This is a genomic window from Mycobacterium sp. 236(2023), assembly GCF_029623955.1.
Lineage (GTDB): Bacteria > Actinomycetota > Actinomycetes > Mycobacteriales > Mycobacteriaceae > Mycobacterium.
Genome location: NZ_JARSBP010000005.1, coordinates 422612 through 448060, shown reverse-complemented (window position 1 = coordinate 448060; position 25449 = coordinate 422612). Strand labels below are relative to the sequence as shown.

General features: G+C 65.1%; 24 protein-coding genes and 1 pseudogene. 7 read left to right on the top strand and 18 right to left on the bottom strand.

All coding sequences use genetic code 11. The features are described 5' to 3' along the window. Positions 1–118 precede the first annotated feature (118 nt). A pseudogene (locus P9A17_RS23025) lies at positions 119–1324 on the top strand (DUF222 domain-containing protein); the annotation flags it as partial. Between the two features lie 4 nt (positions 1325–1328). On the opposite strand, the gene P9A17_RS23020 reads toward P9A17_RS23025, so the two are convergent. From P9A17_RS23020 to P9A17_RS23005, 4 genes are read right to left on the bottom strand one after another with little or no spacing between them, the layout of a single operon-like run. Next, a complete protein-coding gene (locus P9A17_RS23020; protein ID WP_278041047.1) occupies positions 1329–2624 on the bottom strand; it encodes a cytochrome P450 in 1296 nt (431 codons plus the stop codon). After that, on the bottom strand, positions 2621–3520 hold the full coding sequence (locus tag P9A17_RS23015) for a metal-dependent hydrolase (protein WP_278041046.1): 900 nt from the start codon (positions 3518–3520) through the stop codon (positions 2621–2623). Before P9A17_RS23015 ends, P9A17_RS23020 begins: the two co-directional genes overlap by 4 nt. Continuing rightward, positions 3517–4419 carry an alpha/beta fold hydrolase gene (locus tag P9A17_RS23010; RefSeq protein WP_278041045.1) on the bottom strand — a complete coding sequence of 301 codons (903 nt, stop codon included), beginning with the start codon at positions 4417–4419 and terminating at the stop codon, positions 3517–3519. Before P9A17_RS23010 ends, P9A17_RS23015 begins: the two co-directional genes overlap by 4 nt. Beyond that, entirely contained in the window at positions 4416–6194 is a 1779-nt protein-coding gene (locus P9A17_RS23005; RefSeq protein WP_278041044.1) for an amidohydrolase family protein, read from the bottom strand. Before P9A17_RS23005 ends, P9A17_RS23010 begins: the two co-directional genes overlap by 4 nt. An 82-nt stretch (positions 6195–6276) precedes the next feature. Between P9A17_RS23005 and P9A17_RS23000 the strand changes: the two genes are divergently transcribed. After that, positions 6277–8010 (top strand): DUF3556 domain-containing protein, encoded by a 1734-nt coding sequence (locus tag P9A17_RS23000; RefSeq protein ID WP_278041043.1) that lies wholly within the window; start codon positions 6277–6279, stop codon positions 8008–8010. On the opposite strand, the gene P9A17_RS22995 is transcribed toward P9A17_RS23000, so the two are convergent. The 5 genes from P9A17_RS22995 to P9A17_RS22975 are packed head-to-tail and all read right to left on the bottom strand — an operon-like array spanning position 7979 to position 11026. Next, entirely contained in the window at positions 7979–8587 is a 609-nt protein-coding gene (locus tag P9A17_RS22995) for a TetR/AcrR family transcriptional regulator (RefSeq protein WP_278041042.1), read from the bottom strand. The two genes, P9A17_RS23000 and P9A17_RS22995, sit on opposite strands and share 32 nt — an antisense overlap. 45 nt (positions 8588–8632) lie before the next feature. Further along, on the bottom strand, positions 8633–8911 hold the full coding sequence (locus P9A17_RS22990; protein ID WP_278041041.1) for a cytochrome C oxidase subunit IV family protein: 279 nt from the start codon (positions 8909–8911) through the stop codon (positions 8633–8635). Between the two features lie 5 nt (positions 8912–8916). Continuing rightward, positions 8917–9519 (bottom strand): cytochrome c oxidase subunit 3, encoded by a 603-nt coding sequence (locus P9A17_RS22985; RefSeq protein WP_278041040.1) that lies wholly within the window; start codon positions 9517–9519, stop codon positions 8917–8919. Beyond that, on the bottom strand, positions 9516–10292 hold the full coding sequence (locus P9A17_RS22980; protein ID WP_278041039.1) for a hypothetical protein: 777 nt from the start codon (positions 10290–10292) through the stop codon (positions 9516–9518). Before P9A17_RS22980 ends, P9A17_RS22985 begins: the two co-directional genes overlap by 4 nt. Beyond that, positions 10289–11026: a hypothetical protein gene (locus P9A17_RS22975; protein WP_278041038.1), complete on the bottom strand. Its 738-nt coding sequence runs from the start codon at positions 11024–11026 to the stop codon at positions 10289–10291. Before P9A17_RS22975 ends, P9A17_RS22980 begins: the two co-directional genes overlap by 4 nt. A 179-nt stretch (positions 11027–11205) precedes the next feature. Between P9A17_RS22975 and P9A17_RS22970 the strand changes: the two genes are divergently transcribed. After that, positions 11206–11871, top strand: a complete 666-nt coding sequence (locus tag P9A17_RS22970; protein WP_278041037.1) for a TetR/AcrR family transcriptional regulator — start codon at positions 11206–11208, stop codon at positions 11869–11871. On the opposite strand, the gene P9A17_RS22965 is transcribed toward P9A17_RS22970, so the two are convergent. The 4 genes from P9A17_RS22965 to P9A17_RS22950 all read right to left on the bottom strand — a co-directional run bounded on the left by P9A17_RS22965 (position 11807) and on the right by P9A17_RS22950 (position 16469). Continuing rightward, a complete protein-coding gene (locus tag P9A17_RS22965) occupies positions 11807–13255 on the bottom strand; it encodes a SulP family inorganic anion transporter (protein WP_278041067.1) in 1449 nt (482 codons plus the stop codon). The genes P9A17_RS22970 and P9A17_RS22965 overlap by 65 nt on opposite strands. A gap of 79 nt (positions 13256–13334) precedes the next feature. Further along, entirely contained in the window at positions 13335–14090 is a 756-nt protein-coding gene (locus P9A17_RS22960; RefSeq protein ID WP_278041036.1) for an ABC transporter ATP-binding protein, read from the bottom strand. Further along, positions 14087–14968, bottom strand: a complete 882-nt coding sequence (locus P9A17_RS22955) for an ABC transporter permease (protein ID WP_278041035.1) — start codon at positions 14966–14968, stop codon at positions 14087–14089. The genes P9A17_RS22960 and P9A17_RS22955 overlap by 4 nt, the downstream gene beginning before the upstream one ends. A 46-nt stretch (positions 14969–15014) precedes the next feature. Continuing rightward, a complete protein-coding gene (locus P9A17_RS22950) occupies positions 15015–16469 on the bottom strand; it encodes an ABC transporter substrate-binding protein (RefSeq protein ID WP_278041034.1) in 1455 nt (484 codons plus the stop codon). A 224-nt stretch (positions 16470–16693) separates the two neighbouring features. Between P9A17_RS22950 and P9A17_RS22945 the strand changes: the two genes are divergently transcribed. Together P9A17_RS22945 and P9A17_RS22940 are read left to right on the top strand one after the other, a co-directional pair. After that, positions 16694–17068, top strand: coding sequence for a DUF202 domain-containing protein (locus P9A17_RS22945; protein ID WP_278041033.1), 375 nt, complete (start codon positions 16694–16696; stop codon positions 17066–17068). Next, positions 17065–17397 (top strand): DUF202 domain-containing protein, encoded by a 333-nt coding sequence (locus P9A17_RS22940; protein WP_278041032.1) that lies wholly within the window; start codon positions 17065–17067, stop codon positions 17395–17397. The genes P9A17_RS22945 and P9A17_RS22940 overlap by 4 nt, the downstream gene beginning before the upstream one ends. A 3-nt stretch (positions 17398–17400) precedes the next feature. On the opposite strand, the gene gyrB is transcribed toward P9A17_RS22940, so the two are convergent. The 5 genes from gyrB to P9A17_RS22915 form a co-directional block, all read right to left on the bottom strand. Continuing rightward, positions 17401–19323, bottom strand: a complete 1923-nt coding sequence (gene gyrB / locus P9A17_RS22935) for a DNA topoisomerase (ATP-hydrolyzing) subunit B (RefSeq protein WP_278041031.1) — start codon at positions 19321–19323, stop codon at positions 17401–17403. Between the two features lie 9 nt (positions 19324–19332). Continuing rightward, positions 19333–20685: an arylsulfatase gene (locus P9A17_RS22930; protein ID WP_278041029.1), complete on the bottom strand. Its 1353-nt coding sequence runs from the start codon at positions 20683–20685 to the stop codon at positions 19333–19335. A 68-nt stretch (positions 20686–20753) separates the two neighbouring features. Continuing rightward, positions 20754–21554: a GntR family transcriptional regulator gene (locus P9A17_RS22925; protein ID WP_278041028.1), complete on the bottom strand. Its 801-nt coding sequence runs from the start codon at positions 21552–21554 to the stop codon at positions 20754–20756. Between the two features lie 142 nt (positions 21555–21696). Further along, positions 21697–22578 carry a formylglycine-generating enzyme family protein gene (locus P9A17_RS22920; protein ID WP_278041027.1) on the bottom strand — a complete coding sequence of 294 codons (882 nt, stop codon included), beginning with the start codon at positions 22576–22578 and terminating at the stop codon, positions 21697–21699. 38 nt (positions 22579–22616) lie between these two features. Continuing rightward, complete coding sequence (locus tag P9A17_RS22915) at positions 22617–23513, bottom strand: LysR substrate-binding domain-containing protein (RefSeq protein ID WP_278041026.1); 897 nt, start codon at positions 23511–23513, stop codon at positions 22617–22619. 154 nt (positions 23514–23667) lie between these two features. On the opposite strand from P9A17_RS22915, the gene P9A17_RS22910 reads away from it, so the two are divergent. Both P9A17_RS22910 and P9A17_RS22905 read left to right on the top strand, forming a co-directional pair. Further along, on the top strand, positions 23668–24672 hold the full coding sequence (locus P9A17_RS22910) for an alpha/beta hydrolase (RefSeq protein ID WP_278041066.1): 1005 nt from the start codon (positions 23668–23670) through the stop codon (positions 24670–24672). After that, positions 24669–25430 (top strand): SDR family oxidoreductase, encoded by a 762-nt coding sequence (locus P9A17_RS22905; protein WP_278041025.1) that lies wholly within the window; start codon positions 24669–24671, stop codon positions 25428–25430. The genes P9A17_RS22910 and P9A17_RS22905 overlap by 4 nt, the downstream gene beginning before the upstream one ends. Positions 25431–25449: the final 19 nt, after the last annotated feature.

Here is a 25449-nt window from a genome sequence, read left to right as displayed (position 1 = left end):
CCCGCGGACTTCAACGCCTCTACGGCGTCAGCCCCCGACATCGGCTCGTCAGTGCTCACATCCATCGATACTGCTCCATTCACTAGGAGCCACAGCTACACAAACCATCTGACACGCCCGCCAACCGATCACCGGGCCGGTGTTGCCGCCGGTGCTGCACGCCACCGCGGTCGCTGCGGCCCAAGGGTTGATCAACGCCGAGCACGTCAAAGTCATCAATAAAGCCGTCGCCAAGTTGCCCGGGTTTGTGGACACGGTGACGCGGGAGCAGTTCGAAGTGAAACTCGTGCGCACCGCGGTCGGCAACGGCCCCAAAGAGGTCAAAGAGTCCGCCGAGTTGATGCTGTTCCTGATGGATCAGGACGGCCCCGAACCCGACGACATCGAACGCGGCCGCAAACGCGGCGTCACCAAACACCAGCAGCGTGACGACGGCATGGTCGACGTATCAGCAACATTCACGCCCGAGGCGTGGGCGGTGTGGGAGCCGATCTTCGCCAAGTACGCCGCCCCCGGCATGTGCAACCCCGACGACCCCGAACCCTGCACCTCCGGCGTGCCGACACAGGAACAGATCGGCAACGATCACCGCAGCCTGGCGCAACGCCAACACGACGCGATGGTCGTGGTGGGGCGGATCGCGTTGATGTGCGGTGAACTCGGCCAGTTGAATGGCCTGCCGGTGACGGTCATCATCAGAACCACCCTCCAAGACCTGGAGTCCCGGGCCGGGGTCGGAGTCACCGGAGGCGGCACGAAACTACCTATCAAGGACGTCGTCCGGATGGCCGGCCATGCGCATTGTCATCTGGCGGTGTTCGACAAAGCGACCGGATCCGCGTTGGACCTGTTCCGGGCCAGACGGGTGGCGTCGCCGGCGCAGCGGATCATGCTGATCGCCCGCGACGGTGGCTGCACCAAACCCGGCTGCACGATCGGTGCGTACGGCTCCCAGGCCCATCATGTGGTGACCGATTGGATCAAGGGTGGCAACACCAACGTCGACGAACTCGGCCTCGCGTGCGGGCCGGATAATCGCAGTGTCACCGACGGCGGCTGGACTACCACCATGAACGACCACCATGAGGTCGAATGGATCCCACCCCAACCCTTGGACACCGGGCAGAACCGGATCAACAACTACCACGTTCCCGAACGCCTCCTGCGGACCGAAGACACTGAGCCTGAGCAAGATTCACTGTCGGTGAAGGACGCCGACGCCGAGTCACGCCCCGACACTGACACCGCGGGTGAGGGCCTATCCGCCACCGACGACCCCGGCGAACCCGGCGGCCCCGCACCACCCGACAACCAAGTCGCCTGAATCGTCACACCTCGACCGGCAACCTGGTCAAGGCGTCCATGAATGTCGACGGCATCCGCTCAGCACGCCCCGTCACCCGAAGACCGGGGCAGCTCTGCGCGAGTTCGGAGAGCATGCGGCTCAGCTGCAATCGGGCAAGCCGCGTCCCAAGACAGAAGTGGGCGCCGTAGCCGAAGGTCAGATGCGGGTTGTGGTCGCGCCCGAGGTCGATCCGATGCGGGTCGTCGAAGACTGCCGGATCGCGGTTCACCGCGTTCATCCACACCACGACCTTGTCCCCGGCACGGATGAGCTGTCCAGCGAGTTCCGTGTCCCGGGTTGCGGTGCGACGCATGTGCATGACCGGCGACACGAAGCGGAGCAGCTCGTCGACGGCGGTCGCCGTCACGGGACGCGGGCCGCCCACGACCTCGGCCCACTGCCCATGCGCGTCCAGCGACCTGACCGCGCCCGACAGCGAGTAACGCGTCGTCTCCGTGCCCGCCATGATCAACATCAGGTAGAACCAGCAGAACTCGTCCTCGCTGAACTCGACGCCGTCCACGGTCGCACTGGCCAGCATCGACATCAGATCCCCGGTCGGGTGGGCGCGGCGTTGTGTCCGAACACCTTTGGCGTACTCGAACAGGTCTGCCAGCAGCGCGATGACGGCGGCACCGTCGTCGCCGGCGTCCGGGTCCTCCACGTCGCTGATCCTGGCCCACTGCAGGACGCGGGACCGTTCATCGTGCGGGATGGCGAGCAGGTTGGCCAGCACCCGCACCGTCAGCTCGACGGCGACGTCGGACACGAAGTCACCGCCGCCCGCATCGGCGAATTCACGCGCGATGGTCCGGGCGTTGTTCTCGACGAAGCTGTTCATCGCCGCGATCAGCTTCGGAGCGAAATGCGGGGACAACAGCTTTCGTTGCATCGCGTGCCGGGCGCCGTCCATGTTGATCAGCATCATCCGCAGGCCCGCAAGGGTCACCTCGTCGACGTTGGTCATCAGGACGCCGCCGAGTTCCGACGAATAGGTGCTTTCGTCTCGCAGCATCGCCTGGGCTTCGGCGTGTGAGGTGACGACCCAGAACCCCGGTGACGGTGGTGTCGGCAGCCCGGTGCGCAGTTCAGCAACGCGCGATCGGTGCTGATGTTCGTCCTGCCACGCTACGGGGGCAACCGCTCGCAGCGTGTCGAACGCCGCGTGTGGTGGGCCGTCCAGAAAGCTCGCCGGAGAGGACAAGTCAATACTGCAGATGTCGGCGACGGTCGGCGCTCCCGGCGGCGCCGCGTCGGGCTGCTCGATGGCCAGGGTCACGCCGAGGACCCGTAGTAGTGCGCCATGTCCTCACCGTCCCGATAGCTCTTCATCCAGGTGTAGTACCAGGGCGGCACGGCGACATCCCTCGTGTGATGGTTGGGTAGTTGCGAACGCATCAGCCCGCCGACGAGTTTGAGCAGACGCCAGGTCGGGATGCCCGCGTAGATACTGGGTACCCTCTGCCCACGCAAAAACGGTGCCCTCGAACGGAATTCGTCCTTCCAGATCGTCTTCGTCGCGGCATCGACCTCGACACCGATCTCGTCGTCGGGAACATGGGCCCGGAAGCCGTCGGCAATGAGGTCTGCCAATCCCACGATGTGGCTCATCGACGTCCGCAACGTGCGCAGCCGGTAGAGGCGATCACCGACCACGCCATCGAAAATCAGCTCCGCGGAGCTGCGATGCTCGATCTCCTCGATGTAGTGCCAGAGGAACAGTGACGCGACACGAGAGTCCCCGTGGAACAGTCGTTCCCGCTGCTCGATCATGAAGGTGAACAACGGTGGGAACGTGGCCTCCAAACTCGCGACATAGGCGAGGTGAAACTTCAGCGGCTGAGCTGCGTACAGCTCCTCGTACGCCTTGTTGACGTCGTTGAGGACCTGACGCAACCCGGGATGCCGGGCGATCATCGCGTTGACATGCTTGCGGTGGGCGGCGGTGTGCTGAGCCTCCTGTGCGATGAACACCTCGGCCTCCTCGCGCAGGGCCGGGTCGGTCATGGTCTCCAACGCCTCCCGAACCGCCAAGACGAGATAGCGCTCGAATCCGACGGCGATGAACGAGATCATGTTCGCCTGCACACCTGATGCGGGGTTGGCGGGATTCCACTGGAACGGGATGGACTTGTCGATATCGAACCGCATCTTGCGGAAGGTCACGTCGGTCATGCGCGCACGTACTCCTCGATCAGCCGGTGCACCGTCTCGGGTCGATCCAGATGCATGAAATGCCCTGCGGAATCCAGCACCTCGTGCCGGCTTCCGCGAGGCAGAACATGCGTTCCCAGCGCACCGATACAAGGGTCGATCGCCCCGTCGATGCGTCCGTGCATCGCCAGCATCGGAACCAGCGGAGCCCGGCCCATGGCATACGCGTCGAGGTCGCGGTGGTTGCGGGTGCGGCGCAACGGCCGGAACTGTGCCCGGTAGTACGACAGGGCCGCCGTGCGGTGTTCCGCGGCGGCAAGGCTTTTCCGCAGTCGCGCCAGGTCGACGTCGGCGTCATACCCCGGCGGGCACCAGTCCCGCCACAGCTTGGGCAGCACGCGGTCCAGGCTCCGCTCGGAGAGTCCCGGGATCTGCTGGAAGCCGACGTACCAACTCATCCGGATCTGCCTCGGCAGTGTCCGCAGCAGTGCCCGGCCACGGCCTGACCCGGGCTTCAGACCGGCGACCATCGGGACGCCCATCGATACCACCTTCTCGAACGGATTGTCCGGATGGGCGGCAATACCGTTGGCGGCCAATCCACCCCAGTCATGTCCGACGAGGACGGCGTCGCCGCCTCCACCGTCGAGGACGCGGTGCAGCTCGAGCGCGTCGTGCATCAACGCTCCGATTCCGTAATCGCCGTCGCGAGCGATCTCGGTCGGGGCGTAGCCACGCATGAACGGCGCGACCACCCGGAAACCCCGGCCTGCGAAGTACGGGCCGACGTGCCGCCACGTCCACGCGGTGTCGGGATAGCCGTGCAGGCACAGCATCAGTCGGCCCTGCTCCGGGCCCCACGTCAGGGTTTCGAAACGCAGATGCGGAAGGTCGACGGTGACCTGCTCGGGTTCGTTCATACCGCGGCGACCCGGCCGGCGTTGACGCGAGGAGCGTTGCGGGGTCGCCCATCGGCGCGTAGGAAGCTCCCGCTGCGGCGCTGCCCCACCGAGTCGGTGGGCTCGCCGTCGACGACGACGGTATGACCCGAGACCATGACCCTCTTCACGGTCTCGGCGTTGCGATTGACCATCCGCTTGAGTCCGCCGAACACCTCGATCGGGGCTTCGTGGTAGTCGTCGAGCGTCGCGTCGAGTCGCTCGGGGTCGACGATCACCACGTCCGCCCAGTCGCCGACCCGCAGATGCCCGGCGTCGAGGTGGTACCAGTCGGCCAGCTCACCGGTCAGCCGGTGGACCGCGCGCTCCATCGTCATGAACTTCTGGCCGGTGCGCTGCGCGTCACGAACGTGACGCAGCAGACGCAGCCCACAGTTGTAGAACGCCATGTTGCGCAGGTGCGCACCGGCGTCGGAAAAGCCCATCTGGATGCCGCCCTTGACCGCGAGCTGGCGCAGCATCTTCGGTCGATGATTGGAAATCGTCGTGCGCCAACGTAATTGCGAGCCATGTTCGAGCACCAGATCGAGGAAGGCGTCGACCGGGTGTAATCCGCCACGTTCCACACCGACGTCTCCGAAAGACTTGCCCAGCAGGGATTCGTCAGGGCACCCCACAATCTCGGCATCGAAGAAGTCCCGGTGCCAGGCTCGTGGTCCGAACCTGCTGTCGTAGTCCTTGCGAAAGGCTCTGCGGTACGCCTCGTCTTTGATCAGCTCGTTGCGCTCCAGCTCAGTCTTGAGGTGCAACGCCGCTGCGCCGGAACCGAACTCCTCGAAGATGACGAGGTCGATGCCGTCTGCGTACACCTCGAACGGGACAGGCAGATGCTGGAACCGGAAGTCCCCACCGAGTCGGTTGGCGATGGCCGCCAGCACCACGGTGAGCCACATGCCGCCCGGTGCGGACTTCATGTCGGCTGCGGCGAGCAAGCTGGTCTTCAGCCGGGGGCGGCCGAACCCGATCGACTGCAGGGCTTGAGACACGATGTTGTGCGGATGGGTGATGTCTGGTCCCGACTGCAGCGCGCGGTCCCGGCGACGCAACAGCGACTTGAGCCGGCGCAGCTCCCTGGCCTTGGCGTACGTCGACGGCAGTGTCCGCGATCGGCAGACGTCGCCGTCGATGCGATCGAAAAGCAGCTGCTGTGAGGATAATCCGATCAGCCCGGCGTCCAGCGCCTCGGTGAGCATCTCCTCCATGCGAGCTTGCTCCGCACGCGTCGGCCGGACATCCTTTCGGGTGGCGCGTTCCAGTCCCATCACAGCGACCCGCATGTCCGAGTGGCCGATGAACGCGGTGACATTGGGGCCCAGCGGAAGCGCCTCCAATGCTTCGATGTATTCGTCGGCAGAGCTCCACGTCTTGTGTTCGCCGACGATGCGGACGACATGCTCGTGCGGGATGGCTTCGACGCGCCCGAACAGGTCGGCCGCCTCAGAGGCGTTGACATGCACCGTGGACAGCGAGCAGGACCCCATGACGATCGACGTCACACCGTGGCGCAGCGACTCCGACAGTGCGGGAGCAGCCAGCACCTCAGCGTCGTAGTGCGTGTGGATGTCGATGATGCCCGGCATCACCCAGTGCCCGGTCGCGTCGATCACCTCTACCCCGTCGAGCTCCTCTGTGGTGATCGTCGTGATACGACCGTCGCGAATACCGATGTTGCGTAATGCCGACGGTCCGCTGGTGCCGTCGAACCAGCGGCCGTTGCGTATCACCGTGTCGAACATGGTCGAGCGCTCCCTCGTGGGTCGGTGGCGTTCGAGTTGACAGTTTATCCGAAGCGTCAAGCCTTGTGCTAGCTTCTAGCGGGTGGGATTCCTGAAACCCAACATGCCGCGCATCAACGTCGACGAGTGGCGCGGCCGCGGCCGCGCCGACCGCATCAGACCGATGGCGCAGCACATCGCGGAGAACGGCATGGGCAACCCCGACATCTTCCCCGTGCTCTACACCGTCAAGATCGGGCTTTACATCCTCGGCGGACTTCTGTTCGCGCTATCGACGGGCGGTATCGACGGCTGGGGGAACATCGGCACATGGTGGAGCGAGCCCATCGTGTTCCAGAAGGTCGTGCTCTGGTCACTGCTGTTCGAAGTGCTGGGACTGGGGTGCGGCTTCGGCCCGCTGACCGGCAAGATCGCCCCGCCGATGGGCTCCCCTCTCTACTGGCTACGGCCTGGAACCATTCGACTTGCACCGTGGCCCAACAGGATTCCTTTCACCAGCGGTGACAGCCGGTCGATCGCTGACGTCGTGCTGTACGCCGGACTACTCGGTACGACGGTGTATGCGCTACTGGCCGACGGCGCAGGACCGGTCGCCGCGCTCGACACCTCGATCGGCCTGATACCCGCGGCGAAGATCATCCCGATCGTCGTGATCCTCGCCGTCCTCGGACTCCGCGACAAGGTGATCTTCCTGGCCACGCGGGGCGAGGTCTACGGCAGCCTGACGGTGACGTTCCTGTTCGCCGGGCCGGACATGATCGTCGCCGCCAAACTCGTCATGCTCGCGATCTGGATCGGCGCCGCGACATCAAAGCTGAACCGGCACTTCCCCTTTGTCGTCGCTACCATGATGGCCAACAATCCTCTGATCCGGGCGAAATGGATGAAGCGGCGGTTCTTCCGACGCTTTCCCGACGACCTGCGCCCAAGCAGGGTCGCGGTGTTCCTGGCGCACTTCGGGACCGTGATAGAGATGGGCGTGCCGCTGGTGCTCTTCTTCTCCGACGGCGGTGTGGTCACCTATGTGGCCGCGGCGATCATGATCGTGTTCCACCTGGTCATCCTGACCTCGATTCCGCTCGGGGTGCCGCTGGAGTGGAATGTGTTCATGCTCTTCGGTATTGGCGCGCTGTTCGTCGACAAGGCCACCGTCGGGTGGGGGCAGGTGACCCAGCCGTGGCCGATCGTGGCGCTGCTCGCCGTCATCGTCGGCGGTATCGTCGTCGGCAACGTCGCTCCGCCGAAGGTGTCATTCCTGCCGGGTATGCGCTACTACGCGGGTAATTGGGACACCTCGCAGTGGTTTTTCACCGAGGAAGCCAGCCGCAAACTCGCCGAGCACCGGATCGGACTCGGGCTGGTCCAGCACAAGCAGATCGCCAAGTTCTCCTCGCCGGAGGGCACAGAGGTCTCGCTGTCGCTCGGGCACGCCTTCCGCGCGATGTACGCCCACGGCCGCGGGCTTCTGACGTTGTGGGACCACGTCATTCCGCCCGGACGCGACGCCGACTACACCGTCGTCGACGGTGAACCCGTGGCCGGTTATGCGGTGGGCTGGAGTTTCGGCGACGGCCACCTTCACAACGAGCAACTGATCGAGGCGTTGCAGCGGCGCTGCCAGTTCGAGCCCGAGGAGCTACGCGTGCTGATCCTCGACGGGCAGCCTATCCATCGTCAGCGCCACGAGTACCGGATCGTCGACGCCGCCGCTGGCGAGATCGAACGCGGCACTTTCGAGGTCGCGGACCTTGTCTGTCGGCAGCCCTGGGAACTCGACGTGCCGATCACCGTTCGTGCCGGGCGATCTCCGCGGTGACGACGGGGCCCAGCCAGCGGCGCACGTAATTGCGCAGCGCCTTGCCTTTCCGGGGCGGGCGTCCGGGGTCGAGCATGAACGACTGCAGCATCCGAAGCATGTACTCGACAAGGTCGTCGATGCCTTTGTCGTCCAGCCCCAACGACTTCCAGTCGACATCGAGGCCCGCAAGGATGCCGTGGCCGAACTGTTTCGCCATGTCCGAGGTCACCTCGTGCGACGTCCGCCCCAGATCGTTGGCGAGCATCAGCTGGACGGACTTGTCTTTCGGCAACCACTCCAGGGTGTAGGAGAAGCTCTCGACCAGTGCGTCGACCGGATCGGTGATGCCGGCCAGATGCTTGGCGAGTCGTTCGATGTAGCGCAGACCCGACCGTGTCGCGACCGCCTCGAGCAATGAGTCGCCGGGGAAGTAGTTGTAGACGGTCTGACGCGAGATCTCCAGGCTCCTGGCCACGTCGACGACACGCATCGCGGCGCCGCGCTCGTCGATCGCTGCACTGGCGGCATCGAGAATCCGCTCGATGGCCTCTTCGTCACTCGCAGGCGTGGCTCCGCCCCACCCGTGGGTGCGCATGGATAGGCATCTTAAACGGCAGTCGCGAGCGACCGGCCGCCCTCGCTACGGAGCGCCGAAGTAGAAGCCGAGCAGGAGCGCGAACAGCGCTATCAGCCATCCGGTCGTCGTGACCTTGAGCCAGGCCGGTGCCTGCCGCACCTCCATGAAGTGCCAGATCACGAGCTGCGTCTTGACCGCCGCGATCAGAAGGACGGTGACCGTGACCGTGGCGTTGAGGTGATGGGCCGCGCCCCCGTCGCGAGCGATCAGCCACGAAGCGACGGTGACCGCCGTCAGCAGCGCCCACACGTACGTCAGCGGGTTGCGTACATACGTCGTCACATCCATCACCTCATCAGGTAGAGCAACGCGAACAGAACGAGCCACAGGATGTCGACCATGTGCCAGTACGTTGCGCCAGTTTCCATAAAGGAGATTCGGGGTTTCCCGGGACCGCGCAGGTTGCGGATGACGAAGGACAGTATGACCAGGCCGAGAAGAACATGGCACAGGTGCAGGCCCGTCATCACGTAGTAGTACATGAAGAACAGGTTGGTTCCGGGCGTCACGCCGGCGAGGACCTTCGGGATGTACTCGACGAGCTTGAGCAGCGGGAAGACTGCCCCGCTGACCAGTGCGAGGCCGAATAACCGCGTTGCATCCGCGGTCTTGCCTCCGCGCGCCGCTGCGGTTCCCAGCGCGACGAACAGTGAACTCGACAGCAGCACAACGGTATTCAGAGTACCGATGGTCAGGTTCAGCTGCGCCTGGCTCTGCAGGAACGTGTCGTGGTCTTGGCCGCGGTAGTACATGTAGACGACGAAGTAGACGCCGAAGATGACCAGGTCCCCGATGACGAAGAACCACATGCTCGGGTCGCCGGGGAGGTGGCCACGGGCCACTGGTGCACGTGCGGCGTCGGTGCTGGATTCTTCCGCGACTTCGGTCATGCGCCAGCCTTCGCCACGTTGCTGGGCGTCGCCGGTTCCGTCTCCAGCCAGGCATTTTCGAGCTCGTCGTCAGGCTGATTCTTGATGGCCCGGAAAATGCATACATAGACGATGATCTGCCACGACACATACATCGCCATCGCCAGCCAGAACGTCATCACCCCGTTCCACGCGAACGGGCCGGACTTGGCGATCCATACAGGTGCGGCGATGAGCTCGGTGACGTACTGCCATACGGTGTAGTAGCCGAGCCATTTCGGCAGGATGTTGTTCTCGTCGAGCAGGATGGCCAGCCCGAACGCCATCCACATGATGCAGAAGCAACCCAGGGAGCCGATGAAGGCGAGATATCCGAAGTCGTAGAGCATTGCCAGGATCTCCGGATCGTATCCGGGCCGAAATGCCCCGAGCCCGAAGCAGAACATCGGAAACAGCTGGCCGACAATGCCTCCGGTGGTTGCGCCCATGATGAGGCAGTACCGGAAGACCGGGCTGACCGACATCCGCTTCATCTGCGTCAGGTAGCACGCATTGGTCACCGGTGCGAGACCGAACGTCAAAGTCAAGATGACACAGGCGATCAGCAGGTTGTGCGACTGCATGAACTCGACGATCTCCGATTGCGGGGCGCTCGGTGACCGTGGCGGCATCATCCAGCTCAGCGGAACGAAGACGAGTCCGAACAGGTTGAAGAAGACCGGCACGATCCAGAAGGCGAGCCACTGGTCGAGTTTCTTGTTCTTCCGCCGCGGCCGCACCGCGATATCGGTCATGCCAGCGTCTCGTGCTCGTCGCCCTGCCGTTTGACCACTCCCAGCAGAACCACGAACATCACGAGGATGTAGCACGCGAAAACACCAAGCCGCAGCGTGAAGGACAGCGGACCGTTCCAGGCCAGTGGGCCCGATGTCTGCAGGATCGAGAATGCGCTGGGGATCAACAACACTGCGGTCGCGATGTTGAAATGCGCCACCCAGCGCGGAAAGACCGGATCCGGCCGGCCATCCAGGTAGATGCTGACAGCTAGGCAGAGGTTCTGCACGATGATCGGGCCGACCGGCGCGATGAAGAAGAACCACGCCATGTCGTTGAGCAGGCTGATCAGTTGGGGGTCGCGCTCGGGCCTGAAGGCGGCCATAGCCCAGCAGTAGTCGGCGAGGATGAATGCCGTCAGCCCCACCCCGACGCAGATGACGTAGGCGTAGGTGAAGGCGCTGCTCGACGTCGCGGTGCGCGAGATCTGCACAGCGGTCACCGCGAAGAGCGGAACCAGCGAGCACGCAATGAGATTGCACAGGATCGTGACGCCGAGGATTCCGGTCGTGTTGTCGGCGAAGAACGCCGCGACCTGTTCCGGTGTCAGTGTCGGCGACAGCGGCGGACTGAACACCGGGAACAGCAGGTAGGCCAAGGCGAACAGTGCCGCCGCGGCCGGCACCGTCCACAGCAGGATCCGCTGGCCCCTGGTGTTCATCGCCACGGATCTCATCGCTACAGATGTCGCCATCGCAGGCCCCCTGCCTTGGTCTGTCCCCCGACGTTTCGATCGGCCGCCTTCCTATGTCTAGCATTCTCGCTGACAGATGACAACGAAATCGTGACGCACATGCAGCTCGTGTGCACGCTCGCCTGGCGATTGAGTGACAACGTTCAGCGAACGGACCGGAGTGGGGCACAATGGTCGACGTGTCGATCGGTACGACCCAACGCGATGCCCAGCGTCTACAAACACGCGGCCGGATTTTGGACGCGGCCGTCGTCGAGTTCCAGCGTGCCGGCACCGGTTCGGCGGACATCAACGCCATCGTGAAAGCGGCGGGCGTGGCCCGCAGCACCTTCTACTTCCACTTCCCGACGAAGGAGCATGTGCTTCTCGAGTTGATCGGGCGCGACGAGATGCGTCTCGCCGAAGAGCTGGGCCGGTTTCTCGACACTCGCCCCGACCTGCCCGCGGTCCTGTCGTCGACCGTCGCGCTGGTACTGGATCTGGAAAGCCGTTGGGGCCAGGCCCTGTTCCGCGATGTCATCGCTCTCTACTTCTCGCCCAACCGGCCCGAGCCAGAACAGTGGACCAACCATCCACTGTTCCTGCTACTGGCCGCAGAGATCGAACGGTCGCGCCTCCGCGGCGACCTCTATGACGATGTAGACGCCCACCACAGTGCGGCGTTCTTCCTCATCGGTGTCCATGCGCTGCTCACCACCGTCGGGCGAACCCAGGCCGAACGCGATGTGTCGCTCACGAAGTTCGTGACGAGCACCCTGCGCAGCCTCCAACCACCCGCATCTACACCCCCAGTCGGCCCGACAACTTCGTCAGACGCTCCAGGCTCGCACCGTCCAACCCGGTGAGACGGACGGACTTGCCTCTCGCCTCGTACTTCTGCCGGATGGCATCCAGCGTCGCCACCGATGACGCGTCCCAGATGTCGGCGTCCGACAGGTCGATCACGACGTCGTCGGGATCGTTCGCATAGTCGAACTGGTGGATCAGGTCGTTGCTCGATGCGAAGAAGAGTTCGCCCCGTACCCGATATGTGCAGGGCTCCGAAGCCGGGTCGCATTCCACGACCGTCATGTGTGCGACGCGCCGCGCGAAACCGACCATCGCGGCGAGCACGCCTAGGGCGACGCCGATGGCGAGGTTTCCGGTGGTGACGGTGGCCGCCACCGTCACCACCATGACTGCAGTCTCGCTGCGCGGCATCACTTTCAGCGTGCGGGGCGCGATGCTGTGCCAGTCCAGCGTCGCCACCGACACCACGATCATCACTGCCACCAGCGCGGCCATCGGGATCATTCCGACGACCGGTCCGAGGGCGAGGACCAGCACCAGGATGAAGGCCCCCGAGAGGAACGTCGACAACCTCGTACGGGCGCCGGCGACCTTGACGTTCATCATCGTCTGCCCGATGACGGCGCAGCCACCCATGCCACCGAACATCGCCGTGACGATGTTGGCTGTGCCCTGCCCCCACGCCTCGCGGGTCTTGTTCGACGGTGTCTCGGTGATGTCGTCGACCAGCTTTGCCGTCATCAACGATTCCAGCAGCCCGACCAGGGCAGCGCCCAGTGCGTAGGGCGCGATGATCTGCAACGTCTGCCAGCTGAGAGGCACATCCGGAATACCGGGCAGCGGAATCGAATCCGGCAGCGCGCCCTGATCGCCGACGTCGGGCACGTCCCAGCCGAACAACGCCACCGCGGCCGTCAACATCACGACGACCACCAGTGGCGCCGGCACCACCGTCGTCACCTTCGGCAGCAGCACCATCAGCGCGATGCCGACGGCCGTGAGCGGATACACCAGCCACGACACCCCGAGCAGGTGCGGCACCTGCGAGACGAACACGAGGATCGCCAGCGCGTTGACGAAGCCGATCATCACGCTGCGAGGGATGAACCGCATCAGCTTCGCCACGCCGAGAACAGCCAGCAGCACCTGAAAGAGGCCGGCCAGCACGATCGTCGCCACCAGATAACCCACCCCGTGCTCGTGGGCCACCGGCGCGACGACGAGTGCCACCGCCGCAGTCGCCGCCGAGATCATCGCAGGCCGCCCGCCTGCGATCGCGATCGTGATCGCCATCGTCACCGACGAGAACAGGCCGATGCGCGGATCCACGCCTGCGATCACCGAGAACGCGATCGCCTCGGGGATGAGGGCCAAAGCCACCACGAGGCCGGCCAGCACTTCGGTCCGCAGCAGCGCCGGGGATCGAAACGCCTGCAGCACAGTCGCTCTCGCGGGCGTGTGTTCCCGCGGCACGGGAATGGTGACGCTCACGGATCTTCTCTCCTGGTGATCTGCCGGTTCAGGCGCTCTGCGCGGGGCTCTGCCCGAGGAATTCGAGGATGCTTCGCCGAAGCTGTTGGTACTCTTCGTGGAACTGCGCCTCAGGCGAGCGCGGCTTGTCGATCGTGATGATGTCGGCCACGGTTGCCGGGCGGTGGCTGAGCAGCACGATACGGTCGGCCAGCAGCAGCGCCTCGTCGACGTCGTGGGTGACGAACAGGATCGTCATCTTCTGCTGCTCCCAGACCGACATCAGCAGCTTCTGCATGTCCATCCGGGTCTGCGCGTCAAGCGCTCCGAACGGCTCGTCCATCAGCATCACGTGCGGTTCGCACGCCAGTGTGCGCGCGAGCTGCACGCGCTGACGCATACCGCCCGACAGCTGCGCGGGCAGGTGGTCGTGGTAGGCGCCGAGTCCCACCTGTTCCAATCGCGCGCTGGCCGCCTTCTTGAGCTCCCTGCCACGCACGCCACGCAACCGGATCGGGTACTGGACGTTCTTCAGCGCACTGCGCCACGGAAAGAGCGCGTCCTCCTGGAACACCATGGCGCACTGAGCCGCATTGCCCGCAACGGGTTCTCCGTCGACAGTGGCGATGCCGCCCATCGGAGTCAGCAGTCCAGCGAGCGCCCGCAGGATCGTCGACTTCCCGCACCCGGACGGTCCCAGGAAGACGATGACCTCACCGGGGTCGACCTTCATCGTGATGTCCGCGGCGAGAACGCCGTTGAAGCCGAGCTTCAGCTTGTCGAGGGTGACGGCTCCTGTGCTCATCGGGCGGCCCTCGGCAGCCAGCGGTTGACGCGACGCCCGACGTACTCGACGAGCCACGCGGTGGCCAGCCCGAGTGCCCCGATCGAGAGCATGCCGACGACCACGCCGGCGTAGTCGAGCAACCCGTAGGACTGCCATGTGTAGTAGCCGATGCCGAACTGGCCGGAGATCATCTCCGCACTGACGACACAGATCCACGCCACCCCCATGGCCACCGACAGTCCGGCGAAGATACCGGGCAGTGCTCCGGGCAGGATCACCTGGAACAGCAACGAGATTCGTCCCGCGCCCATGGTCTTGGCGGCCTCCTCCCACACCTTGGGCAGCGAATCCATCGCGTGGATCGTGCTGACCACCACGGGGAAGAACGCGGCGAAGAACGTGATGAAGACGATGCCCTGCTCGCTGGACGGAAACAGCAGGATCGTCAGCGGCACCAGTGCGATCGCAGGGATGGGTCGGATGATCTCGATGAACGGACGCAACGTCATTCGCGCGATCTCGGAACGACCGACGAGGACGCCAAGCGCGATTCCGACGACAGCGGCCAATCCGAAGCCCATCAGGATGCGCTGCAGGCTGGCGAGCAGGTCGTCGTAATAGGAGCCCGAGCCGATGCGGGCCACAAAGGCGTCGAGGACGGCTGTGGGTGTGGGCATCCGGTTGAATCTCAGCCACGCGACCACGCCGTAGGTCGTGAGCAGGTGCCAGATGACCAGGAATCCGGCGATCGGGATCAACGGCAGCACGAATGCTGCCGTGCGGGTGCGCATCCGGGCGGGCAGGAGGTCGGCGATCGTCTGCCGCAGCGGTGTTCGCGGCGGCGCGGCCGGTGCCCGGGTGGGCACCGATCCGATGTCGTTGAGGGTGAGCGTCATCTCGTGTCTCCTTGGTTGGGGTCGGTTGGCGGACGGGCGGTTCGGTTCAGCCGGGCGATTGCGATTGTGAGACTGCAGCCTCGTAGGCGATGGGTGTCGATTGCGGATGTTCGGCGCGGTAAGCGTCGGCTCCGGCGTCGGTCGCGAACGGTTTGTACCGCCGCATCGCCGGGGCGTCGGGGTCTTGCAGCCAGACGGCGTGATCGGCGAACAGCCGGATTCCCGTCAGCGTGTCCGGGACGTAGGCGGCCCGTACCTCCTCTGTGGCCGCGATGCGGCGCAGCACGCACGTCGGGGTGGCGGCGACCTCGGTGTCGTCGGCGCCTTTTGCCCATACTTCGGATGCCTGCGCCGGATCGTCGACAGGCAGGTTGCAGATGTCGTCGTTGCCGGTCAGCGCGGTCGGGTTGGCGACGTCGTGGCGACGCCTTTCGTAGTCGGGTCCGTAGAGCGCACGCAGATAGCTGTCGTCGATGAACTGCTGGACATCGAAATCGGCGGTGACGGAACCCCGGTTGACCAGGAATGCCTTGACCTGGTCGAAGGCGGCAGCGAACTGCGGTTTGATCGTCATGTCGAACGACACCAGGCCGTTGGGCCCGTTGTAGAGGTAGACCACCTCGGGCTCGATGCCCGTGAGCGAGCTGACACGCTGCGCGGCCTTCAGCGGATCGGCGATGATCGCCTCCGTGGTGGTCTTCACGGCCTGCATGAAGGCCGCCATCACGTCCGGGTTTCCGTCAGCGAACTGTTTGCGCACGACCACGCCGTGGAAGGTCGGCACCTCGTTGTCGCCGCCGTCGTAGAGCAGCCTGCCCTGGTCACGGAAGATCACCAGCTGCGGCCATGGAACGAACTGCGCCAGCCCGTCGACCTGACCGCCTTCGATCGCGGCCGCGCCGACGGCGGGATCCTGGTTGACGATGTTCACATCGGACTTGTCGATGTCATTGCGTTGCAGCGCTGTCGAGAACATGCCGTCACCGGCGGAGCCGAGGCTGGTCGACACTCGCTGACCCGTCAGGTCCTCGATGGTCCGTGCACTCGAATTTTGCGGCACGACAACCTGATTGAGCGAACCGCGCAAACTGTAGCCGGTGGTCGCGACCATCTCCGTCTCCGCGTCGTCGTACTTGCGGGTCTTGGACCCGTTCGTCAGCAACGGGTAGTCACCCATCGAACCGATGTCGACATGAGTGGCCATCATCTGCGCGGTCAGAGGTGCACCTGACGAGAAGTCCTGCCACACAACGCGGTACTTCTGACCGGTCTCGGCGCCCAGCTTCTCCAGCGCGTCTTCGAAAGCACGGCTGTCACGCAGCAGCGTGCCGGCGTTGACGGTGTTGATGGTCTTCGACTGGTAGCCGACGTTGACGGTGACCGTCGGATCGGTCAGCAGCCCGCAGCCAGTCAGCGCCTGGGCACCCACTGTGGCGAGTGCCACGAGAACAGCGACGGCACGGCGGTGCCGGGTCGCGGAGGTCTGAGTTCGGTCGTTCACCTGTACCAGGGTTTATGCCTTCTGTTACCTCACCGTCACTGAAGGTTGCACCGCAGTTACGCCATCAACGCAGGTCATTTGAGGGTTGAATGCCAAGGTGGCCGCGGGGCCGGGCCCTCGATCCGCCAGTGGACCCGCATCCGGGACGATCGCCGCGATGAACGCTCGGTTACGCCACCCCCCTGCCACTGGCGCAGCGCCGGGTACGCGCGAACACTGGTGCAGTGAGTACCGAAGCTGTTGCAGGCGAACATGACTCGGAGATCATCGAGCCGGACTACCGGTTCACGCTGGCCAACGAGCGCACATTCTTGGCATGGCAGCGCACAGCTCTCGGGCTACTGGCCGCCGCCGTCGCAGTGGCACATTTCCTGCCGGAGCTGGGACTGCCTGGCCTGCGGCACGCGCTGGGCGCGGCTGTGGGCGTGCTCGCCGTTCTGACGGCCGGCGTTGGCCTGCATCGATGGCATCAGGTTGACCACGCCATGCGCCGCGACCGGCCGCTGCCCCGCACGTCCACCCCGTTGTACCTGACGCTCGGCCTGGTGCTGATCGGCCTGGCGACGCTGACGCTCGTGGTCGCAACGGGTGGGCGATGACCCGCGAGGCGCTGGCGCAGGACCGCGGCCTACAGCTCGAACGAACGGACCTGGCGTGGGCCAGGACATCACTGGCGGCCCTGGTTGCCGGCGGACTACTGATGTTCAAGGAACCGGACATGGCCGCATTGGCTGACGGTCGCGAGCGCCTGTTCCTCGGCCTCGCCGCCGCAGTCGTGACCACCGTGGTGTTTCTGATCGGGGTCCGGCGCAGGCGCATGCTCAGGGCCCGACCACTGACCGCCCGACGTGAGGTGATGGGGGCCGGGTCGGCGGTGCTGGCGTTGGCCGCTCTGGTGGTGGCCTATCTGGTAATGCCGCTGTTGTGAGCCTCAGATATCAAGAAAGCGAACGTCTTTGGCGTTGCGCGTGATGAAGCTGCGGCGTGCTTCCACGTCTTCGCCCATCAGAATCGAGAACAGTTCATCAGCGGCCGCCGCGTCGTCGAGCGTGACCTGACGCAGCACCCGTACCGACGGATCCATTGTGGTCTCCCACAACTCCTTGGCATCCATCTCACCCAGACCCTTGTACCGCTGAATACCGTCCTCGGCGTTGATGCGCTTACCCGCCGCACGGCCCGCCTCGAGCAGGCCGTCGCGTTCGCGGTCGGAATACGCAAACTCTGGTTCCGTACGCTGCCACTTCAGCTTGTACAGCGGCGGCTGCGCCAAGAAGATATGACCGTTTTCCACAAGCGGCTTCATGAACCGGAACAACAACGTCAACAACAGAGTCGAGATGTGCTGCCCGTCGACATCAGCGTCGGCCATCAACACGATCTTCTGATAGCGCAGCTTGGCGAGGTCGAACTCATCGTGAATGCCGGTGCCCAGCGCGGTGATGATCGCCTGCACTTCGGTGTTCTTCAGCACCCGGTCGATGCGCGCCTTCTCGACGTTGATGATCTTGCCGCGCAACGGCAGGATCGCCTGGAACATCGAATCCCGGCCGCTCTTGGCCGAACCACCGGCCGAATCACCCTCCACCACATACAGTTCGCACTTCTGCGGATCCGTCGAACGGCAATCAGCCAACTTGCCCGGCAGACCCCCGATATCGGTGGCGCTCTTCCGCCGCACGAGGTCCCTGGCCTTGCGAGCGGCAAGGCGCGCGTGGGCGGAGGAGGTGACCTTGGTGATCACTGTCTTGGCCTCGGCCGGATTGGCTTCGAACCAGTGCGTCAGGTTCTCGTGGCAGATCTTCTGCACACACGATCGGACCTCGGCGTTTCCGAGCCGGGTCTTGGTCTGGCCTTCGAACTGCGGCTCTGCGACCTTCACGGCGATCACAGCGGCGAGACCTTCGCGGATGTCGTCGCCGGTGAGGTTGGCTTCCTTGTCCTTGAGGAACTTCTTGTCCCGTGCGTACTTGTTCACCACCGATGTCAGCGCGGCCCGGAACCCCTCTTCGTGTGTGCCGCCCTCGTGGGTGTTGATCGTGTTCGCGAAGGTGTGCACCGACTCGGTGTAACCGGCGTTCCACTGCATCGCCACCTCAACCTCGACGCCGGTTCCGGCACCGGAGAAGCCGACGATCGACGGCTGGATCGGATCCTTCGTCCGATTGATGTGCTTGACGAAGTCCATCAAGCCGTCTGAGTAATGAAACGTGCGTTTCTCGGAGTCGGCCGACCGCAGGTCGGTGAGCGTCAACGTCAGCCCGCGGTTCAGGAACGCCATCTCTTGGAGACGGCGGGCGACCGTCTCGGCGCTGTAGGTCGTGGTCTCGAAGATGTCGGTGTCAGCCCAGAATCGAACCGTAGTACCGGTTTTCGAGGTCACCGGGCCGCGCGAGAGAGTGCCGGGCAGGGATCGGTCATATGACTGCGACCACACGAAACCGTCGCGGCAGATGTCGACCTCGAGCCGCGTGGACAGAGCGTTCACGACGGACACACCGACGCCGTGCAGTCCGCCCGACACGCTGTAGGAGTCGGAGTCGAACTTGCCGCCCGCGTGCAGCTGCGTCATGACGACATCGATGGTGGGGATCCCGGTGGCGTGTTCGGCCACCGGGATCCCTCGACCGTCATCGATCACCTCGACACCGCCGTCGGCCATCAGGGTCACGTCGACGCGGCTCGCGCAGCCCGCCATCGCCTCGTCGACGCCGTTGTCGACGACCTCCCAGATCATGTGGTGCAGACCGCGTTCGCCCGTCGACCCGATGTACATTCCGGGTCGTTTGCGAACGACGTCCAGCCCCTCCAGAATCGTGATGGATTCGGCCCCGTAGCTTTTCGGCGAGGTCATCGACAGGACCTACTGCGTGCGCGCGGGCACGAAGTCGATGGGCGCTCCGGACGGGATCAGTTCCTCGACCTTGACGCTCTCGTCGAACTCCTGGATGAACCGGTAGGCGTGCTGCATGACCCACCACCGGACCCAGGTCTGGTTGACCGCCTCACGTTCCTTCGGATCCTCCAGCAGGTTGGTGATGCGGGCGAAGCCCAGGGGGATCTCCGGGTCGTGAAAATGCTGCTGTCGCTTGAAGTTGATCTTGAACTGCGACCACTTGACGGCGTGCAGTTCCTCGTTGAGCCACACCATGCAGCCCTCGCGTTTGGATTCGTCGGCGCCGGCGAAGAACTCACGCTGGTCGATACCGTCGATGATGCGATCCTCCGGGATGTCGGCGCCCGCCCAGCGCAGCAGCGTCGGGAACATGTCGGTGACGTGCACCATCTCGTTGCTCTCACGTGGCGTCACCTTTCCGGGCCAGCGGATCAGGCACGGCGTCCGGATGCCACCCTCAGCCGAGCTGAAGTACGAGCCGTCGAAGAATCCCGCGGTACCCCGACCGGCAAGGTGGTCCTCGGCGCCGTTGTCACCGGCGAACACGACGATGGTGTTGTCCTCGATGCCCAGCTCGGTCAGCGCGTCGAGGATGCTGCCGAAGTCGTGGTCGAGCATCAGCAGCGAGTCACCCCAGTTGCCGTTGGTGCTCTTGCCTTTGAACTCTTCACGCACCTCCATTGGGAAGTGCATCAGCGAGTGGTTGTGATACAGGTAGAACGGCTTGCCCGCCTCGACGCTGCGCTTCATGAAATCCTTGGCCCGGCGGTCGTATTCGCCGTCCATCTGGCCCTTGAGCTTGACGGTCAGCTGCTGGTCGGTTGTCGTCACACCGTCTGCCTTGGTGCCGTCGTACATGTAGGAGTAACCGTCACGGTCGGCGTCGTACCACGGATCGTCGGGCCACAGGCACTCGTCGTAGGTGCGGGCCGGCCCGTACCACTCGTCGAATCCGTGGTCAGTGGGCCAGCGGCCGTCCTCCGCCCCGATGTGCCACTTGCCGAAGCATGCTGTCGCGTAGCCTGATTCAGACAGGATGTCACCCATCGTGCGCTCCCAGGCGACGATGCCGCCACCGTTGCCGCCAAGGGCAATGGTGTGGTTTCCGGAGCGGATCGGGTACCGCCCGGTCATCAACGCCGAGCGGGTCGGGGTGCACTGCGGCTCGACGACGAAGTGCGAGAGCTTCAGCGACTCCGCGGCGAAGGCATCTGCACGTGCGGTGTCGGCGCCACGCAGGATTCCGCCGCCATAGCAGCCGAGCTCACCCATTCCGAGGTTGTCGACGTGGAAATACACGATGTTGGGTTGTTCGGGCATGACGAATACACCTTTCAATTCGGTTGCGAAATAACCCTTACGGGCTTGTGAGGTGGTGGCGCCCCGTTTTAGGGAGTCGGGGCGTCACCGCGTGCGGCGGTGGTCACCAATGAACACCGGTCCCCGCGATAGCGGACGGTCTCGAGGTCGAACGGGGTGCCGTCCTCAAGATGTGTGAGTCTGTGGAGCAGCAACAATGGCGCTCCCGAACGGATCTTGAGCAGTTCGGCAGTGCGGGAGTCGGCCGCGACCGATTCCACAGTGATCTCCGCCCACCCCAGACGCACACCGAGCTCCTGTTCGATGAGCGCGAAGACGTCTCGCTGTGCCAGCTCGGCGTCGACGGGGATCGCACCGAACCGCAATGATGTGGTGTCAAGAGACAGTGGCAGCCCACCCACCGACCGGAGCCGCTCGATGAACAGGATCGGGTCGTTCTCCGACAGTTGGAGTTTGGCCGCGACGAACGGTGTCGCGGTCGACTCGCGAATCGACAGGACCTCGTTGTCCACCGGAAGCTGATGCCCGGCAAGTGATTCCGCCAGTCCTTCCAACCGGTCGAGATGTTGGCGCAGCTTGGCGCCGGTGACGAACGTTCCGGAGCCCTGGACGCGGGTGATCAGGCCTTCGCCACGGAGCAGTTCCAGTGCCTCGCGGATCGCGTTGCGGCTCACGCCGAGCTCGGCAGCGAGCTCCGACTCCGGCGGCAGCGCGGGCCGGGCCGCCGCCAGGCCGCCGAAGGCGCCTTCGAGGATCTGGCTGCGCAGTGTGTCCCGGACCCACCGCGCCGCGTCGGCGCGGGTACCCGCATACTCCCGCACCGAAGGACGGGGAAAGTCCTTCGGAGGGATCTTGGGTCGCCGTGGCATGCGTTCACTGTGCCATTTCAAAGCCATCCCGAGCCTGGGTGGCGGATTACCGAATGTTACGCCACCTCGATATCCCGGAAAGGACGAGGCCAGCGCGTTTACTGCGGCGGAACGCCGTTTGTTTCGCCACCCGCGACCCCGGTCAAGCGATGCAGCGGAACCCGATGTGCGTCGTGGCGCTGTCCTGGGACTGCGACGAACGGGCGGCCGGGCGATACCGGTGGCAGTACTCGGGCGCGCACAGGTGCGACCCTCCCTTGAGTGCCTGGTTCACGGTCGGATCTCCCGACGGCGACGACGGCGGGCAGCAGCCGCCCTCGGCGGGCTGGTCGACGCGATGATGACGGCTGTACTGCGTGGTCGTCCATTCCCACACGTTGCCGATCATGTCGACGAGTCCAAAACCGTTGGGCGGGAAGCTTCCTACCGGACTGGTGCCGGACCAGCCGAGCGCACCATCGTTGAGGTACGGGAACTTGCCCTGCCAGGTGTTGGCCATCAGCTGTCCGTCCGGGCGTACCTCGTCCCCCCACGCGTAGGCGGACTGCGAGCCCGCTCGAGCGGCGTACTCCCACTGGGCCTCGCTGGGCAGCCGACGACCGGCCCACGCGGCGTAGGCCGCGGCGTCGGGATAGGCGACCTGCACGACGGGGTGATCGAGACGGTCCTCGATGGAGCTCTCGGGTCCGAACGGGTGCCTCCAGCAGGCGCCCGGGCCCCAGGTCCACCACTGGCGCCAGTCGCGCAGGTTGACCGGCCCGTCCGTCGCGTGAAACACCAAGGCGCCCGGGATCAGCTCCGCTGCGGGCACACCGGGGAAGTTGGCCGGGTCCAGCGGCTGCTCGGCGACGGTGACGTACCCGGTTGCGTCGACGAACTCGGCGAACTGCGCGTTGGTCACCGGATGACGCTCGATCGAGAACGGCTCCACCGTCACCGTGTGGACGGGGGCTTCCTCGGGGTAGAAGTCGATCGATCCCATGCGGAACGAGTCATCCGGCAGTTCAACGAGTTCCGTGAGCATGCCGACAGGCTAGGCGCTTGAGACACAACTCGTCGATATCACCGGCGGGTGCGGTCGGCCTCGTCGAGCAGCGTAGCGGCCAACCGCGCGGTCGCAGGTGACATCCGCGCCGTCGGCGGTGATGCGATATACACCTGCCACACCACCGGGTCCTGTAATGCCACTGCGGTCAGGTCGCTGAATCGACGGGCTTCGGAGCGGGGCATGAACGCTGTGCCGAGGCCGTTGGCCACCAGGTCGGCGACGACAGGGAAGCCCGCCGGCACTTCGTAGAGGGTGTTGGCTTGGACACCTGCGGCATGGAACGCGCCGTCCATCAGGCCCCGCAGCCCGAACTCCGGCGGAAAGCCGACGAGCTCTTCGGTGGCGAGCTCGGCGATGTCGACGCGTTTGCGCTGCGCGACCGGATGGTCGGCGCGACAGACGAACATCATGGGCTCCTCGAACATCAGCCGCAGCTGCAGCTGGGGCGGGAACCGGTTGGGTACCGAGACCAAAGCCAGATCCAGCGAGCCCTCGATGAGCGCGGCAAGGTACGCGGAGGCGCCCGACTGGCTCAGCCGGAGCCGGAGTCGCACGAACGGGTGCGCACGATGGAAGTCGCCGAGGGCGCGGGCGACATCCACCGGCCCGAAAGAAATCAGCGAGCCGAATTCAACTGTGCCCGAAACTGTCCCGCGAAAGTCATCGACGGACTCGGTGGCAGTCCGGGCAGCACGCAAGACGTCCTGGGCGTGCGTGCGAAAGCGCTCTCCCGCGGCAGTGAGGCTGATCTGCTGACGCGTGCGGTCGAACAGTTCGACTCCGAGCTCGCGCTCGAGCTTGGCCACGGAGGTGGACAGTGCCGATTGCACCACGTGGACCCGCCGAGCCGCCTGGGTGAAGCTCAGCTCGTCGGCGACCGCCACGAAGTGATCCAACTGACGCAGTTCCACGGCATCAGGCTATCTCTATCGGAGATGACAGCTATCGAAAACAATCGTTGGACTTGATGGCTTGTTGCGGCTGTGATGGAGGCATGAGTTCAGAAGCCGGCACCCCCGCGATGGGACGCTCCCTGTGAATGGCGTGAGCAGAAGGCATTTCGGCATGCTCGCCGCGCTCTCTGCCGGCGCGGCGACGTTGGCGGCATGCGCGCCTGCCATCGAAGATCCAGTGGCGTCGACACCCCCACCTGGTGCGACGCACCAGTTGGGTGCCGTCAGACACATCGACGCCGGCGACCTCAGCGTCGGCTACACCGAAGCCGGCCCCAGCGACGGAACTCCGGTGATTCTGCTTCACGGCTGGCCCTACGACATCCACAGTTACGCGGACGCGTCCGCCATTCTCGCCGCCCGCGGTTTCCGGGTGATCGTCCCCTACGCTCGCGGTTTCGGCTCCACGCGATTTCTGTCCGACAGCACCGTGCGCAACGGCCAGCAAGCGGCGCTCGCGCACGACGTGACGGCCCTGATGGATGCCCTCGACATTCCCTCGGCGATCCTGGCCGGCTACGACTGGGGTGGCCGTACCGCCAACGTCGTGGCCGCGCTCTGGCCCCAGCGATGCACCGGCCTGATCGCCGTCAGCGGATACATCGTGGTCGACCTCGTCGCCAATCTCGAGCCGTTACCCCCGCAGGCCGAGCACGGCTGGTGGTACCAGTATTACTTCGCCACGCCGCGCGGCGAGGCCGGCTACCGGGAGAACACCCGGGAGTTCAACAAGCTGATCTGGCAACTCGCCTCCCCCGCATGGCGATTCAGCGACGCCACCTACAACCTGAGCGCGGCGGCGTTCGACAACCCCGACCACGTCGACATCGTTGTCCACAACTACCGCTGGCGCCAGAGCCTGGCGCCAGGTGAACCTCGCTTCGACGCCGACGAACGCCGTCTCGCCGCCAGGCCACCCATCACTGTCCCCACCATCACGATCGGCAGCGACTTCGACGCCGCCGCCAAGGACGGCGCGACCTACCGATCCCACTACACCGGATGGCACCAACACCGGGTCCTCGACGGGATCGGTCACAACGTTCCGCAAGAGGCACCCGAGGCATTCGCCTCGGCTGTCATCGATCTCAACACCCAGAAAGGTCCACACCGATGAATCCTTCCGACACTCTCGCCGGCCGCACCGCGCTGGTCACCGGCTCCACCTCCGGGCTCGGCGCAGGTATCGCGGCCGCGCTCGCCGAAGCCGGCGCGCACGTGATCGTCACCGGTCGAACCCGCGTCCGCGGCGAGCACGTCGTGCAGCAGATCGAATCCCGCGGCGGGCGTGCGGAATTCATACCTGTCGATCTTGCCGCCGGTGCCGGCGCCATCGCCGAACTCGTGGCTTCGGCCACCGACGCTGCTGGAGGCGCCATCGACATCCTGGTCAACAATGCCGCCACGTTGCTGCAGCCGGAGCCGACCTCCCGGTTGACCGAGAATCAACTGGCGTCGGTCCTCGCGGTCAATGTCACGGCGCCCATCCTGATGACCGGACTGGTCGGACCGGCGATGGCGCGCCGCGGCACCGGCTCCATCGTGAACATCGGGTCGACCTCCGGGTTGCGCGGGTCCAGCGGCTCGGCCCTGTACGGGATGACCAAGGCTGCGATGCATTCGCTGACGATGTCGTGGGCCGATGAGTACGGCCCGTCCGGGGTACGGGTCAACGCCGTGGCACCTGGCCCGATCGCCACGGAGCGCAACGAGGAGTTCGCCGACGGCATCGCGCCGATCCTTGCGCGCATCCCCGCCCACCGGATGAGTAGCGTGCAGGAAGTGGCGGCGGCGGTGGTGTTCCTGGCAGGTCCGGGCGCGAGCAACGTCCACGGCGTCGTCCTGCCGGTCGACGGCGGCTTCGCCGCAGTATGACGCCATCCCGCTGATCACC